13 protein-coding genes are annotated in these 14,813 nt (G+C 40.1%); 1 reads left to right on the top strand and 12 read right to left on the bottom strand.

Annotation, left to right across the window (positions count from 1 at the left end; all coding sequences use genetic code 11):
• Positions 1-27: 27 nt before the first annotated feature.
• The 6 genes from ABH902_RS12645 to ABH902_RS12620 all read right to left on the bottom strand — a co-directional run bounded on the left by ABH902_RS12645 (position 28) and on the right by ABH902_RS12620 (position 6,518).
• Positions 28-1,515: a sulfatase-like hydrolase/transferase gene (locus ABH902_RS12645; protein WP_404591256.1), complete on the bottom strand. Its 1,488-nt coding sequence runs from the start codon at positions 1,513-1,515 to the stop codon at positions 28-30.
• Between the two features lie 15 nt (positions 1,516-1,530).
• Positions 1,531-3,453 (bottom strand): beta-glucoside-specific PTS transporter subunit IIABC, encoded by a 1,923-nt coding sequence (locus ABH902_RS12640; RefSeq protein ID WP_404591254.1) that lies wholly within the window; start codon positions 3,451-3,453, stop codon positions 1,531-1,533.
• 92 nt (positions 3,454-3,545) lie between these two features.
• Positions 3,546-4,370, bottom strand: coding sequence for a PRD domain-containing protein (locus ABH902_RS12635; RefSeq protein WP_404591252.1), 825 nt, complete (start codon positions 4,368-4,370; stop codon positions 3,546-3,548).
• Positions 4,371-4,746: 376 nt separating this feature from the next.
• On the bottom strand, positions 4,747-5,022 hold the full coding sequence (locus ABH902_RS12630; RefSeq protein ID WP_404591250.1) for a hypothetical protein: 276 nt from the start codon (positions 5,020-5,022) through the stop codon (positions 4,747-4,749).
• Positions 5,023-5,201: 179 nt separating this feature from the next.
• Positions 5,202-5,759 carry a DapH/DapD/GlmU-related protein gene (locus tag ABH902_RS12625; protein ID WP_404591249.1) on the bottom strand — a complete coding sequence of 186 codons (558 nt, stop codon included), beginning with the start codon at positions 5,757-5,759 and terminating at the stop codon, positions 5,202-5,204.
• A 102-nt stretch (positions 5,760-5,861) separates the two neighbouring features.
• Positions 5,862-6,518: a DUF998 domain-containing protein gene (locus ABH902_RS12620; protein WP_404591247.1), complete on the bottom strand. Its 657-nt coding sequence runs from the start codon at positions 6,516-6,518 to the stop codon at positions 5,862-5,864.
• Between the two features lie 95 nt (positions 6,519-6,613).
• On the opposite strand from ABH902_RS12620, the gene ABH902_RS12615 reads away from it, so the two are divergent.
• The gene (locus tag ABH902_RS12615; protein WP_404591290.1) at positions 6,614-8,047 is read left to right on the top strand and encodes a helix-turn-helix domain-containing protein; all 1,434 of its coding nucleotides are present in this window, start codon (positions 6,614-6,616) and stop codon (positions 8,045-8,047) included.
• A gap of 9 nt (positions 8,048-8,056) precedes the next feature.
• Here the strand turns inward: ABH902_RS12615 and ABH902_RS12610 are convergent, their stop codons facing one another.
• From ABH902_RS12610 to ABH902_RS12585, 6 genes are all read right to left on the bottom strand, one after another.
• Positions 8,057-10,606 carry an HAD-IC family P-type ATPase gene (locus ABH902_RS12610; RefSeq protein ID WP_404591245.1) on the bottom strand — a complete coding sequence of 850 codons (2,550 nt, stop codon included), beginning with the start codon at positions 10,604-10,606 and terminating at the stop codon, positions 8,057-8,059.
• A 330-nt stretch (positions 10,607-10,936) separates the two neighbouring features.
• A complete protein-coding gene (locus ABH902_RS12605) occupies positions 10,937-11,395 on the bottom strand; it encodes a DUF2798 domain-containing protein (protein WP_404591244.1) in 459 nt (152 codons plus the stop codon).
• A gap of 101 nt (positions 11,396-11,496) precedes the next feature.
• On the bottom strand, positions 11,497-12,114 hold the full coding sequence (locus ABH902_RS12600; protein WP_404591242.1) for an ABC transporter permease: 618 nt from the start codon (positions 12,112-12,114) through the stop codon (positions 11,497-11,499).
• Positions 12,111-13,022 carry an osmoprotectant ABC transporter substrate-binding protein gene (locus tag ABH902_RS12595; RefSeq protein ID WP_404591240.1) on the bottom strand — a complete coding sequence of 304 codons (912 nt, stop codon included), beginning with the start codon at positions 13,020-13,022 and terminating at the stop codon, positions 12,111-12,113. The genes ABH902_RS12600 and ABH902_RS12595 overlap by 4 nt, the downstream gene beginning before the upstream one ends.
• Position 13,023: 1 nt before the next feature.
• Positions 13,024-13,650 (bottom strand): ABC transporter permease, encoded by a 627-nt coding sequence (locus ABH902_RS12590; RefSeq protein WP_404591238.1) that lies wholly within the window; start codon positions 13,648-13,650, stop codon positions 13,024-13,026.
• An 8-nt stretch (positions 13,651-13,658) separates the two neighbouring features.
• On the bottom strand, positions 13,659-14,768 hold the full coding sequence (locus tag ABH902_RS12585) for an ABC transporter ATP-binding protein (protein ID WP_404591237.1): 1,110 nt from the start codon (positions 14,766-14,768) through the stop codon (positions 13,659-13,661).
• Positions 14,769-14,813: the final 45 nt, after the last annotated feature.

The following is a 14,813-nucleotide window of genomic DNA, read 5'->3' as shown; positions in this document are numbered from 1 at the left end:
GACCCTTCCACTCTTTTTATATTTTTGTTAACGCTTGTCGCGTTTGTTTGGAACAAAATCCGTTGTTTCCATGTAAAATTGTGTGACCCGATTTTTCATATTCTGAATAATCGTTTGGTAGTTGCTGTCATTGACCAGATTGTTGATCTCCATCGGATCCTGATCTAGATCATAGAATTCATCCTGTTCATATAAGCGCATAATGTATTTGTACTGATCCATTTTGCACATAACCGCTTTGGTATGCTCCGGTCCTTCACTGTATTGAGTGGATAAACGCGGCCAGTAAGCCGATTCCGGACCATGACCTAATTCCATCGCTTGTTTTTCGCCATGAATTCTGCCGCCTTCACAAAAAACAGCGTCTTTATGAACTTCATCTCCAGCTAAAACATGCGTCAAGGATTGGCCAAATTGCGTGTATGACAATTCAATACCTGCAAAATCTGCGATGGTTGCCGGCAAATCAAGTAATTCAGCCTGCGCTTTGGTAATTCTAGGCTTCACTTCATGTGTTTTCGCTGGCTTAATTAGTAATGGCACATTGGAAATTGGGTCTTCAAAGCAGTTTTGAACCTTTTCAGTAATCGTATAATCGCCGGTATAATCGCCATGATCACTAAAAACGATCAGATTGGTTTCATCATAAAGATTGGCTTCCTGCAATTTATTTTTAATTAAGCCGACTTGATGATCAAAACGGGAAACCATTGCTAAGTACGTGGCACGCAGCTCATCAAAGCGCTCTTCAGTCCAGTCATTCAGCTCTTGTTTTGAATTGATGCCGTAAAGCATACTGGCTTTATTGGGAAGATCTTTGACATTTGGCCGTCTCGGCGGCAGCTTCGTCCGGTCAATGCTTGAATACCATGGATCTTCGCAAGCATAAGGCGGATGTGGAAATGAAATCGTACAGTAGACGAAAAACGGCTTTGCCGATGGTTCATTTTTTCTGCGCTCAATGTATTCCAAGGCTTTTGCTACACAATTCCAGTCGGTCTTGCCATAGCCTTCACCATCTGGCAGCTTGCCCATATAAAAGGAATAATACGTATCTCCGGACAGCATATCGTCATATAGCTTTTGGCTGGCTTCGTTCATGTCAGCATGATGATTCACTGCACCGCCTTCAACATCCCGTGTATTTGCATCTGTGATACCATCATAATATTCATCACAGTAAGCTGTTTTAGCCCGATCGCCGGGGATGATATCATTGCGGCCAATCCAAATCACCTCATAGCCGTTTTCTTTCATTTCTCTCAAAATATTTGGTTCATCTTCCCGCTGTAAATAATGCATCGTCCGATGACCGTTTACATGCGGATAAAGCCCAGTTAAAAAGCTGTTGCGGGAAGGAACACACACTGGATTTTGACAATAGGCATTTTCAAAGGAAACACCTTCTTGTGCCAAGTCGTCTAAATTCGGCGTAATCGCCGCTGGATTGCCCAGATGTGCCATTGAATCACTTCGCATTTGGTCTGCAACAAATAAAAATATATTCTCTTTCATCATTTTTCCTCCACCTTAAGATATGACGGTTAATAACGGTTCAGATGCTGAAATCATTGTTTCTTTTGAGTCAATCACATCTAAATAATCAGTCGTATTGGTAATAATAACAGGCGTAATAACAGAATAACCTGCCTTTTGAATGTTTTCAATATCAAAAGTCAGAAGTAATTGACCTTTTTTCACGGTATCCCCTTGGCTGACCTTTGCATCGAAATATTGACCTTGTAAATTCACCGTATCCATGCCTACATGAATCAGTACTTCCACACCATTTTCAGTGATTAAGCCAACAGCGTGTTTGGTTGGGAACAAGGTTGTGATCACACCATCTGCCGGAGCAACAACTTCACCTTTTTGCGGAATAATTGCCACGCCTTTGCCTAATAATCCAGAAGAAAAAGCCTCATCCTGAATTTGGCTCAGCGCAACGACTTCACCGGCAATTGGACTTTCCAATTCATACAACGTGTTTTTACCCATTTCTTGATTTAACAAAAATTCCGGTTTTTCCTTTGTTTCTTTTTTCTCTTCCGCATCTTGTTTCGGATCATAAGCGATCGTTAAGGCAAGTCCCAAGCCGATTAAAAATGCTACTCCGCTGGCAATCGCAAACCCGATAAAGCTACTTTCAATCCCTGATTCCGGATGAATAAAACGCGGTAAAGCAAAAATCCCTGTTCCACCGTTAATATAAACCTTTGTATTGAAGATACCCATAATTCCGCCGGCTACCGCAACGGCTGCTGAGGTCGCATAAAAAGCTTTCTTTCGCGGCAAGGTAATCCCGTAAAGTGCCGGTTCTGTAATTCCGAATAGCGCAGATAAGAACGCCGGAAAAGCAATCTCTTTCACTTTTTTATTTTTCGTTTTCAAGAAAATACCTAAGGTTACACCAGCCATCGCTACAGGCGTTGCCAAGCCGGCCATCATTACCACGTCGTAGCCCAAAGTCGCGTAGTTATTTAACGCAATCGGCACAAAGCCCCAATGCAAACCAAACATAATAAACACTTGCCAAAAACCGCCAATAATCACGCCTGCAATAATTGGATTAATCGCATACAGTTGAGCCAAAACATCTCCAAGCAACAGACCGATCCAAGTCGTAATCGGACCAACAATAATGAAGGTCAAAGGAATCGTAATCATCAATGTCAAAAAGGTGACAAAGAAGCTGCGCACCATTACCGGGATAATTTTCGTTAAGCCGGCTTCGATTTTTGAAGCTAAAAAGGTCGCCGCAATAATTGGAATCACGCTTGATCCGTAATTCATCAGAATCACCGGAATTCCCAAAAAGGTAATGTAAACAGGTGACTCAATCGGCGTACCTGCAAAAACTGTGTATAAAGGCTCCATCGTGCTGTTGGCTGCCACAATCGCCGGATAAACCAGCGCTGCTCCAATCGCCATACCCAAGAACGGTTTGCCTCCGAATTTTTTCGATGCAGTATACCCTAAAAAGAGTGGGAAGAAATAGAAAAACGCGTCGCCCGAAGCATTAATAATCAAATAAGTGCCTGACTCTTTATCAATCACATTAAAAGCGGTCAATAATGCTAAAACCCCTTTAATCATCCCAGCTGCCATCAACACACCGATAACAGGGGTAAAGATTCCTGAAACAATGTCAACAAACGTATTCAAAAATCCTTTAGGCTTCTCTTCACTGTTACTGCTTTCTTCTGAAATTCCTGCCAGCTGAATAAATTCCTTGTACACTTCCGGCACATGATTGCCAATGACAATCTGATATTGACCAGCACTTTTCACGACCGTTACAACACCATCAAGCTCTTTAATCGCCTCTGTATTGGCTTTTGCTTCATCTTTTAATTTGAAACGCAGCCGGGTAATACAATGTGTAATAGAATTAATATTCTCCTTTCCTCCAATATTTTCTAGAATTTCCGTACTTAATTTTTCGTACTTCATAGCGAAATGCTCCTTTCGTTTTATAAAAAAGGCAAGACCTAAAAAGCCTTTTTACGGCTTTTTAAGTCTTGCCTGCTTTACCAGTAACAACCTTAATCGTTCTCTATTAATTTTTGAATATGAAGAATTAAATATAATTGCTCGTCATCTGTTAGTTTCACGTTTAAATATTTTTCAATTAAGTCCATCGTGCTGTACGCACTTGGGTATTGCTCAATGCAGTGCAGTAAAAGCGGATTGCTTTTTTCATTGCGGCTCATCGTGTCCAACCGCTTAAAGAAAAAGCGCAAGTGTGTAACAAAACGATCAAAGGCTAAGGAATCTTCGTTGATTTCAATTTTGTTGTGCATCCGTACGAGTGCCAGAATATCTCTGATTTTTTTCGACAGCTTTTGGACATCCTCTGTTACCTCAATCGTATCCGTCAGCTGTGCATTAATCAGGTGCATAGCAAGATTGCCAGCTTCATCATCTTCAAGAGTAATACCGAATTTCGCTTCGATTAATGTTAAGGCTTTTTTACCGACGTCAAATTCCTTCGGATAAAATTTCTTGATTTCCCACGACAATTTATTGTGGATCAGCAAGCCTTGTTCATGGAGCTTCACTAGATTGTATAAATGATCAGTTAACGAGACATAGAGCGCTTCGCTCAATTGGCTTTTCAGCTCTTTTTTTGCCAGCGAGATAATATCATCCGCCAAGGCCGCATAATCAATCGGTGTAGCTTCCAATAGAGCTAAGAGTCGATTGATGGTCGCTTTCTTTTGAAGCACGAATACCTTTTCAATTTTAGATTCATCCGCGAGTTGTCCCGGCTTTTTTTGAAAACCCAGCCCAGTGCCAATCCAAATAAAATCTCGGCCATTTTTCCCAACAAGTACCGCATTGTTATTTAATATCTTTTTTATCTTCAACCCATTTCACCTCCACAACAAAAAAAGCTATCCTTAATAAAGCTACCGCCTCGGGTAACTAATTAAGATATAGCCTGCTCAAATTCATCAGTAACTACTCTTTCAATTTGAGATTATTCTAGCATATTGCTCAAATCTTTGCAAGCGTTTTTACAATCTATTTAGTATAATAATTATATATACTGTTTCTATTTTATTTATCTATTCATTTTGACAGATAAAAACGCTCTAAATTGATATAAGCTATCAAATAGAGCGTTGTTTATTTTTATTTTCCAGTAAATTTGTTCAAATAATCACAAATTGGATGAACTTATAGTTTAGCTACTGCTTTGAGTTCTTCTTATTTTTTAAAACGCTTTCATTTAATTAGGAATTATAACCCACCTAGGCTTGCTAAATAGAAATCCATCGTGTAGTAGCGGTAATCGCTTTTAGAGTATTTAGCTTTGGTTTCTTCCAATTCTTTGATTAATTCCAGCCGCTCATTCTCTGATACTGCTTCCCAGTCAGCATCGTTCATACGACAATAGAGACGAAATGGCAACTCCACATCCATATGCACTTCCAAAAAGCCTTCTGGTTCACCTAAACCATGGTACTCAACATCGGTAATAATTTCGCCTACATAATTTAAATAAGTCTTACTCATCCTCTTACCTCCTAATCTTTTTTTAGCAATAAAAAATATTTTTCTTTATAATTAAATTGTACTCGAAATTTGCCTAATTCACAACTTTTTTTGAGAATTCTTTAGCTGTTTTTATTGTTAGCTTTTGCCATTAATAAAATACCCTCAACCGATTCCGCTGCGGCCGAGGGCTGTTGCTTTTATTCGATTTTTTTGATCACTTTGGCAGGACTCCCGGCAACGATTACATTATCTGCGACATCCTTCGTCACCGTTGCATCGGCTGCTACGACGGCATTTTTCCCAATTGTTACACCGGGTAAAATAGTAGCGTTCGCTCCAATCCAAGCATTTTCTTTTACATGAATTGGCTTCACCAGAATCCCTCTTCTTTTTTCCGGCTCCATTAAATGATTGACTGTAATCAAACGAGCATTCGGACCAATCAAGACACGATCGTCTAAATAAATACCGCCTAGGTCTACAAACATGACGTTTTTGTTAATGAAAATATCTTTTCCTAAAAAAATATGCTTGCCGAAATCTGTATAAAAGGGTAATGAAATCGTCGTTGAAGCGTCAATGGTACGACCTATAATTTTTTCACAAAGCGCCAGAGTTTCTTTTTCATCATGATAGGAGTTGTTTAAAGCAGCGAGTAATGGATCATTGCCTGCTTTTTCTTGATGAATTTCGTCAAATAACGGAGAATCTTTTAAAATTTCGATACCGATAATTTTTGCTAATAACGGGGTCATAAGCCTGTTTACTCCTTTCTGTTGCTTGTTCCTCTTATAATACTAAGCTATAATTAATTGATTTGAAAAATACTTATTACGTAAACCGCCTATGCCTTTTACCTATAGCCTTGAAAAATCATCTGGACATTTTCGCTGCTGCAAGGAAAAAAGCACGATTGGCAAATAGTTAAAAAAGAAGCTAATTCGCTGACAAAGTCCTAGCTGATTTAAAACAGGCAAGTCACTGAGCTGCGGCAGTCGCGCCAAGCCGTAAATGGCCGCAAAAAATATGCTGACCAAAAATAATAGAAAAAATGAACGACTCTGTTTCTGATTGCCTGCGCGCTGATAAAACCAGGCAAACAAAGCCGGACTGATCAAAAAGCCCATATAGCCTATTCCAGAACCAATATTGTGAACCCATGTTGAAAAACGCCAAACGCTTTCTTGTGCATCAATACTAAACAGTCCTGTAAAAATACAATCGCCAATCCCGTAAACACCTAGCGCGATACAGAGACAAGCAGCGATTTTTTTCGACACAGCCTTGCAATGTTTAGCAAGTGCAGGCAAAGCTCCTACAATTAATAGTCCTGAAACCACCGACCAAATGAAAAACGCGTGCTGCACCGGACTATTAACGTCTCCAAAAGCACTAATTACCTGTTGCTGCTGATCCAGCTGCGGATAAAAGATTCCTAGTACATAAGGCGTTAAAAAATCACTTAGGGCGCCTAATAGTAAAAAGTCAAACCCATATTTCCTTAAAAATGACATAACTCTCACCTGAATTGTTTTTTATTTTGTCCCCGTATTACGTCCAATTTTTATTGTAGATTTTGACATAAAGGAGCGATTCACGCATGTATTCAATGCTGAAAAAAATTATTGTTGAAAAAGATATTCATCGGCAGATTTTAATACTTGAACAGCTATTAAACCACCGCCAAATTACAGCTAAAAATCTCGCAGCAGAAATCCAAACGACTGAACGAACGATTTTTTCTGATCTGCAGGTTATCAAAGCGCAATTACCAGAAGGCTGGCAAATTGAAACAGACAGCACTGGTATTCGTCTGATGAGTCAGCAGCAGCTGACCAATGAATTATGGGAATTATTTCTTCCTCACTCTGTCGGTGTCCAGCTGTTGAAAGAATTATTTTTTAAAAAGAAGCTGACTGTACCACAATTTCTGCATGACACCGGCATCTCCTTTGAAACCTTAAGAAGATACACGAAAAAAATCAATCAGCAGCTTTCCACATTTCACATTGCTATTCAGTTATCTGCTACACAAGCACAATTAACCGGCAATGAAACGGCGATTCGCGTCTTTTATCATCGCTTACTAGTTCCATTTACGCACAATAATTATTTTTTTTCAAACTATTCTATTCATGAAAGCAACTACTTTCAATTTTTAAAGCAGCTGAACCAGTCTGATTTGGCGGTTGAAACAGAACAGATTTTTGGCGCCTGCTGGTTTTTCATTAATACGATTCGGATCAAAGCAGGCTGTACGATCGGTGAATTCATTTTTGATAAAGAGGATGCCTTGTTTCATGCTTATGCTGAAGCTTTATCTGAACTATACAAAAAGGAAGGTGTCTATTTACAGGACAATGAGATTTTCTTTGCTTTCTTTTGTTTTTTGGAAAGCTGGAATTACAACAATCGTCAGGGTTCTCAATTAGCAACGCTTTTGCAGGAACAGTATGCTGAATTGAATGTGCTGACACAGCAATTCGTGCAAAAATTAGCGCAAACCCTTCATTTGCCACAATTAAAGGAAACAGCTTTAGCAACTAATTTGCTGATTGTACTTTTAAAGTATAATGAGTCATTGACTTTGTCTGAGCAATTTCAGCTGGAATATCAAGAACTGATGACTGCACGCCAAAATCAGGTAGATTTTACTGAACAAAACCTTGATCTACTAGAGTCGTTGGCAATAAAGAATCGGTTGAGTGATCCGACCTATTTGCTCAATTTAATGGCGCTCTTACAGCAGCAAGCAATTTTTGCGGTACAGCCACAGATGATGACGGTTTATTTTGTCTTTCAGGGCGAGCCGGCTTGGAAAGCTTTTTTACAGCAGGAATTAGCGGATTATTTAGGCAAACGAATTGTCTTAAAAGAGGTTGAATCTACCAGCTTAGATCAGCTTGCTTTTCAACCAACGGATATTCTTGTTTCTAACCTTCCACTGGATCACTTGGCAATTCCCGTTTTCTATATTTCTACGATGCCAACAAAAAATGAACTCCAACAATTGAAGGAGTTCACTTTAGGGCCTTATTTATAGTGGCTGAAATTAGCTTTGTTTCAGCTGTGTGCTACTTTTTTTATTCATTAGACGTTTACTAATACACTTCTCTATTTCTACTACTACGAATAATAGTAACACATTGCCGCCAATCACTAGTTGCTGACTTAAACTAAGAGTAGTGGTTCCAATCAGCTGCTGGGCAACTGGTAAAAAGATCACGCCTGCCTGTAAAAGGAACAAGATGCCTAGAGAAATAAAGAGAACCTTATTTTTGAAAAAGTCTTTATTCAACGATGGCTCTAGTAATTCCCGACAATTAATCATATACAGCGCCTGAGCCAACACAATATTTTGCAGAAGGATCGTTTGCTGTAGTGCAGCGCCTTCAAAGCGCATCGCCAGTAAATAAGCAGGAATCATAATTAGCAAGGAAACATACAGAATTCTAAAAATACTATAGCCGGTCAAAATGCCTTCCTTAGTATTTCTTGGTGGGCGCTTCATCGTATCTGCACTCGCTTTTTCAAAGCCTAGAGCATAAGATAAGGTAATTGTTGTTACCATGTTTACCCAGAGAATTTGCACCGGAGTTAACGGTAATGGCTGATTGGCCAGCAACGCCCAGACTACAATCAGACCTTGAGCCAATGCGGTAGGTAAAAAGAAGTTAATCGTTTTTTTCAGGTTGTCAAAAATTCGCCGACCTTCTTTAACTGCTTTAGCGATCGTATGGAAATTATCATCCGCCAACACCATGTCAGCAGCTTGTTTACTGACTTCACTTCCTTTAATGCCCATCGCTATTCCAATGTCAGCCTTTTTCAATGCGGGGGCATCATTTACACCATCACCAGTCATACCGACAATTTCGCCGTTTTTTTGCAGCGCACTAACAATTCTTAGCTTATGCTCCGGGGTAGTTCTGGCAAAAACATCGACATGTGTTACTTCAAGCGCCAGCTCTTCTTCTGTCATTGCATCAATCTCTTTTCCTTGCAGCACTTTCGCCGTGTGCTTCAAGCCGATTTGCTCACCAATCGCCTGAGCGGTATCTTTGTGGTCCCCTGTAATCATTTTTACAGCGATTCCGGCTTCTTGAGACTCTTTAACAGCCTGAATGGCACTCTCCTTCGGCGGATCAATAATCCCCGCCAAGCCTGCAAAGGTTAGCTCTGTTAAGGAGTCATGCGTCAGCTCTTGCTGTGCAGCTACTTTTTTGTACGCAAAGCCCAAAACTCGTTGGCCCTTTTGAGCCAGATTAGAAGCCGCCTGTTGCCATTGCTGCTTTTCTTTTTCAGTTAATACGGCTTTTTGCATTAAGACTTCCGGTGCCCCTTTGATAAAAATAACCGCCTGATCCTTTTCCGGATGCATGGTTGCCATATACTTATAGCTAGAGCTAAACGGAATTTTTCCAGAAACTTCCTTTAACTGCAGCTGTGCTGATTCTACATAATGTAGCAACGCCAGCTCGGTCGGATTGCCTTTTAATTCTGCGGCAGTTTGTTGATCCTGCAGTTTTAATTCCTGACAGTTATTCATAATATCCAGTACACGATCTTTTTCTTCAGTGATCACATCCATAACGGTCATTTCATTTTTCGTTAAAGTTCCTGTTTTGTCGGAGCAAATGACCGTCATTGAGCCTAGCGTTTCTACTGAAGGCATCCCTTTGATAATCGCATGCTCCTGTGCCATTTCTTTTACGCCCAAGGAAAGAATCATGGTTAAAACAGCTGGCAAACCTTCTGGAATCATTGCCACTATCAAGGCAATCATTGCTGAAAATAACGTGTTCCAAGCCATTCCATGCTTAAAGGTGGTAAAGAATAATAAGAAAACGACTAACACTAAAATCCCTTTGAAAATTTGTTGATTTAGCTGATGCATTTTTTTTACTAACGGTGTTGTCTGCTTAGCCACCGCCTGTAATGCATGGTTGATTTTACCAATTTCAGTTGTGTCACCTGTTTCGACAGCAACACCGATTGCAGAGCCTGACTGCACCAAGGTTCCGGAAAACGCCATATTTTTCTGATCAGCCGGACCTGCTTCCTCTGCGATTTCTTCCATTTGCTTTTCAACAGCCTCAGATTCACCGGTTAAGATTGATTCTTCAATAAATAAATCATGCACCTCCAGCAAACGCAGATCTGCCGGCACAACATCACCGGCTTTTAACGCAACCAGATCACCTTTGACGACTTCCTCTACTGGAACGATGATTTTTTGTCCGGCTGAAATCACGACTGCCTCTTGTCCCATCATTTGTTTTAAGCCATCCAGCGATTCTTCTGCTTTACGCTCCTGCCAATAGCTGACAAAACCATTAATGATTACGACGAAGAAAATAATGCTTCCTTCAACAACATCACCTGTCGTAAATTTTAAGATAGCGGCTGCCAGCAAGACCAGCATTAAAAGATCCGTATAGTGCTTTAAAAATTTCTTCCATGGTTTTACTTGTTGCTTTTCTGCGATTTTATTATAACCGTTTGTGGTTAAACGGTGGCTTCTTTCTTCCTTGGAAAGGCCTTTTTGAAACGTCTGAACGTGCTTCATTACTTCTGCTGCGGTTTGTTTATACCATTTCATCGGCAGTTCCTCCTATTTACTTGATACCTTTATTATACGTAGGAAGAACAGCTGTAACGGTCGATAATTTCAGCGCAGCCTGAAAAAAATGGGTCAGAGCTTACCAATTTTTTGCTAAAACTAACAGCTATTGCTTGTGATTATTATTATTGGATTTTAGGATTGAGCCTGATTGACTTAAAAATTATGATGCATTTCTTCAATAAATTTTAATAAAAAAAGTCCTTATCTATAAAATAACAAGAAGCTATTTTACAAATAAGGAAGCTTTATTGCAATCAATTGATTAAAATAATCCTATCACTGATGATCGTTTCTTTTTTTGCAAGATTAACTCGCAACTGCAGCCGCTTTTTGGATATAGCCTAACACCGTTCGAGAGATCGGTCCTACAATTAAAAGCTGAAAGGGTAATGCGACAATAAAATTCATTTTCCAAGCTTGAAGATAGGCACTGCCTAAATCTGCAGGAATTCCCCCTTCAATAATAATTCCGAATAAAGACATCAAACTAACCATGCCCAAAACCATGAAAAATGAGATGGATAAAATGACCTGATATCTTTTTTCTTTATTGATTGGTAATTTAAACGCTATTTTTTTAGCAATCACTCCAACCACAAACGTATCCAGAATGAAAGCAACGACAAAGCCCGGCACTAAGCCTTGTAGCAAGGCGCCCACGGAAAGATCATCATGCAAGAATAAATTATATAGGCTCATGCCTAAGACCATCAGAAAACACATCAACGAAGTAAATAAAATTCCTTCTTTTTTATTTGTTGGCATCAAAATTCCTCCTTCTAATAGTCACAAAAGCGACTTTTATTAGTGTATCAGAAAGAATTATGCTTCGTAAGTTAAAATTTGATTAGATTTTCAATTCCATTTTATTTCACTAGCCAATTGAACAGCCGATCCAGCAGCCACGCGATTAAGGCACATAAAAAAGCGCCGACAAAAATAATTGGCTTGCCGTCTGTAATATTGATACCTCGTAAAATAATATCACCTAACCCACCTGCGCCAACAAATGAACCAATCGTAGTAATCCCGACAGCAATCACCAGCGCATTTCTCACTCCGGCTAAAATAATCGGTGCAGCCAGCGGAATTTTAATGCGATATAAGACCTGAAAACGGCTCATCCCTATCCCGCGCGCGCTATCAATATACACAGCATCGACATTATTTAAGCCGACGTAGGTATTGTTCACAATCGGCAGCAAGGAATATAACACGACCGTTGCAATGACTGTATTCTTGCCCAGACCCATGATAATCAGAAGGATCGTCAGCATCCCAATTGACGGGATCGTCTGTATTACGTTAATGAGGCCCAACACCACTGCAGCCGCTTTTTTATTTTCTGATAAAAGCACTCCGATCGGGAAACCCACAAGCACAGTTAACACCACACCCACAATGGAAATATAAATGTGCGTAGAGAACTGACTAATAATATAAGAGGAATTTTCATTTAAGTATTGAATGGTTGCTTGGATCATTTTATTTCCTCCTCAAAAAAATTATGGGCTTCTAAAAACTGTCTGGCAATTAACGCCGGTTCTAAAAGCTGACGATCCGATTCATCGTTCATTTTCTGCATTGTTTCGGTATCAATGGTATTAGCTAGTTTAGCCAGAATTTTTTTCAGCTGTGGATTTTCCTTTAGCACCTGATCTGTCGCAACCAGACTGCAGGTATAAGGCGGGAAAAACTTGTGGTCATCTTCCAGCATGACCAAATCATAGCTACCGACACGTCCATCAGTGGAATAACCTAATATAACATCCAGTTCGCCAACAGCCAGTGCATCATATAATAAGCCGACCTGCATGGGGTACACGCGCTTAAAGGACATATCATATTCTTCAGTAAAGGCTTGATAGCCGTCTCCTTCCCGCTTGTACCAGGTTTGATCGGTGCCTAGATTGAGCTTATCCGCATATTTTTTTAAATCACTTACTTTTTTCAAATGGTATTTCGCCGCTGTTTCTTTGGTTACCATAAAGGTAAATTGATTGGAAAAGCCATAGCTGGGAAACCATTCAAACTGATAGCGCTCCCGAAATTCCTCTTGGACGATTTTCAGGGCTTTTTCGGGATCCTTTTCCACTGGTAAGTTCAGTGTTCCGACTAAATCAGTTCCTGTATAACGTGGGGAAGCAATATCTAAATCACCGCGTTCCATAGCCGCCTGCATCATATTTGCCGACCCTAAATTATTCAAAAAGACGATTTCTTTATCCGTATAATGCTGTAAAAGAGCGACAACAATACTGCCTAAAATTTGCGATTCCGAGGTCACGCCGCCGGAAACTGTGATTGTTTCATCCTTGTTGGAAAAATTAGAGGCAATAAACCAAATAAACAGTCCTAAAAAAGCGAGTAATACCATTATTTTCTTTTTCATTTTATCCCCCTCGTTCCACAGACAAGCGCGCTTCCACCTGCGTTAATAATAGATTCGTCAATAATGCCAGCAAGGTGATCGGAATCGTTCCCATCATAATCAGATCGAGCCGATAAAGTGTTAGTCCATTAAAAATAAAATCACCCAGTCCCCCGGCGCCGATATAAGCTGCCAAAGTCGTCCATGAAATAACATAGACCGCCGAAACCTTAATACCGGAAATAATAACACTGGAAGCCAGCGGAAATTCAATTTGGAGCAGCCGCTGCCATTTGGACATGCCCATGCCTTTCGCCGCATCCAAATAAGTAGCATTAACTGAACGAATACCGACATACGTATTTCGCAAAATCGGCAGCAAGGAATATAAAAATAACGCGACAATCGCCGGGACTTTGCCTATTCCAAAAAGTGGCACCATAATCGACAACAACGCCAATGACGGAATAGTCTGCAAAAAGCCAACAATATTAATGATCATCTCCGAGCCTTTTTTTAATCGTGTCAACCAAGCACCCAGCGGTATAGCCACGATCATTCCTAAAAAAACGGCGCTGAAGGAAATATAGAGATGCTCCCAGGTTTTCAATAGGATTTCAGCGCCGTATTGATTCCAAAAATTTTCCATTTTTTCACCTACTTCAACTGGGCATAAATCAGCGATACTAAAGAAGACCGCGTCAAAATACCCACCAAATAATTCTCGTCATCCACAACTGGCAAATATTTCAATTCCATATTCAACAGCGGATCCACCACGTCAGCAACATTTTCGTTTTGATTCACGCTAGCTGTGTCTGTCCGCATGATTTCATACAGATTCGTTTCTTTAGGAACACTGCCATTCAAATCCTTGATATCAATAAAGCCTTTCAAATGATTTTCATCATCAACGACCAGTAAGGTATCGACTCGTTTCCGGGTCATCTGTTCCATGGCTGCGTGGATGGATTTGCTTAATGAAACGGCTTCAACCTCAGAGCACATTAAATCACGAACCTGCATTTCATTGCCAAGCGAGGTTTGTTTTTTGCGTTTGCCTAGCAACTCCTCTACAAAGGCATTAGCCGGTTGTTTGATAATCGTCTCTACGGTATCGTATTGAATAACCTCGCCATGATCCATAATAATAATCTTGTCTGCCAGCTTCAGCGCTTCTTCTATATCATGGGTTACAAAAATAACGGTTTTCTGCATTTCTTGCTGCAGCCGTTTAATCATTTCCTGTAAGGCTTCACGGGTAATTGGATCAAGCGCACCAAAAGGTTCATCCATTAAAATAATGTCTTGATTAGCCGCTAATGCACGAATAACGCCAATTCTTTGCTGTTGACCACCAGAAAGATTTTTGGGTTTGCGTTCTAAATAATCTAACGGCAGCTCCACCTTTTCAATTAAACGCTCCGCAATTCCCTGTTTTTGCTGCGCAGACCATTTCAACAGTCCGGGAACGACCATAATATTATCGCGAATACTCATGTGAGGAAACAGACCGATATTTTGAATCACATAACCGATCTTCCGCCGCAACTCGTCCTCGTTTAATTTGGCTGTATCTTGGCCATTGATTTTGATTGTTCCTGTTGAAGGCGCGATCATTCGATTAATCATCCGCAGCAAGGTTGTTTTCCCGCTGCCGCTGGTACCAATCACACAGATGAACTGATTATCATCAATAGTTAAATCCAGCTGAGCAACAGCTGTCGCTGCGCTATATTTTTTCTCTACCCCTATAAATTCAATCATTCAGCTACTCCTTTCACTTTCTATGTATACGGAAAAAAGGCTAAG

Origin of the sequence: Enterococcus sp. UD-01, from assembly GCF_044909655.1 — a bacterium.
In the GTDB taxonomy this organism is placed as follows: Bacteria; Bacillota; Bacilli; order Lactobacillales; family Enterococcaceae; genus Enterococcus_L.
The sequence above is the reverse complement of the archived record's forward strand: the minus strand, read 5'-3'. Positions and strand labels throughout refer to the sequence as shown.

What these genes read in the sequence shown, in the direction of transcription:
- ABH902_RS12645 (WP_404591256.1), bottom strand. Translation starts at nt 1,515, where the DNA reads ATGAAAGAGAATATATTTTTATTTGTTGCAGACCAAATGCGAAGTGAT.
- ABH902_RS12640 (WP_404591254.1), bottom strand. Translation starts at nt 3,453, where the DNA reads ATGAAGTACGAAAAATTAAGTACGGAAATTCTAGAAAATATTGGAGGA.
- ABH902_RS12630 (WP_404591250.1), bottom strand. Translation starts at nt 5,022, where the DNA reads ATGAGTAAGACTTATTTAAATTATGTAGGCGAAATTATTACCGATGTT.
- ABH902_RS12625 (WP_404591249.1), bottom strand. Translation starts at nt 5,759, where the DNA reads ATGACCCCGTTATTAGCAAAAATTATCGGTATCGAAATTTTAAAAGAT.
- ABH902_RS12620 (WP_404591247.1), bottom strand. Translation starts at nt 6,518, where the DNA reads ATGTCATTTTTAAGGAAATATGGGTTTGACTTTTTACTATTAGGCGCC.
- ABH902_RS12615 (WP_404591290.1), top strand. Translation starts at nt 6,614, where the DNA reads ATGCTGAAAAAAATTATTGTTGAAAAAGATATTCATCGGCAGATTTTA.
- ABH902_RS12610 (WP_404591245.1), bottom strand. Translation starts at nt 10,606, where the DNA reads ATGAAATGGTATAAACAAACCGCAGCAGAAGTAATGAAGCACGTTCAG.
- ABH902_RS12605 (WP_404591244.1), bottom strand. Translation starts at nt 11,395, where the DNA reads ATGCCAACAAATAAAAAAGAAGGAATTTTATTTACTTCGTTGATGTGT.
- ABH902_RS12600 (WP_404591242.1), bottom strand. Translation starts at nt 12,114, where the DNA reads ATGATCCAAGCAACCATTCAATACTTAAATGAAAATTCCTCTTATATT.
- ABH902_RS12595 (WP_404591240.1), bottom strand. Translation starts at nt 13,022, where the DNA reads ATGAAAAAGAAAATAATGGTATTACTCGCTTTTTTAGGACTGTTTATT.
- ABH902_RS12590 (WP_404591238.1), bottom strand. Translation starts at nt 13,650, where the DNA reads ATGGAAAATTTTTGGAATCAATACGGCGCTGAAATCCTATTGAAAACC.
- ABH902_RS12585 (WP_404591237.1), bottom strand. Translation starts at nt 14,768, where the DNA reads ATGATTGAATTTATAGGGGTAGAGAAAAAATATAGCGCAGCGACAGCT.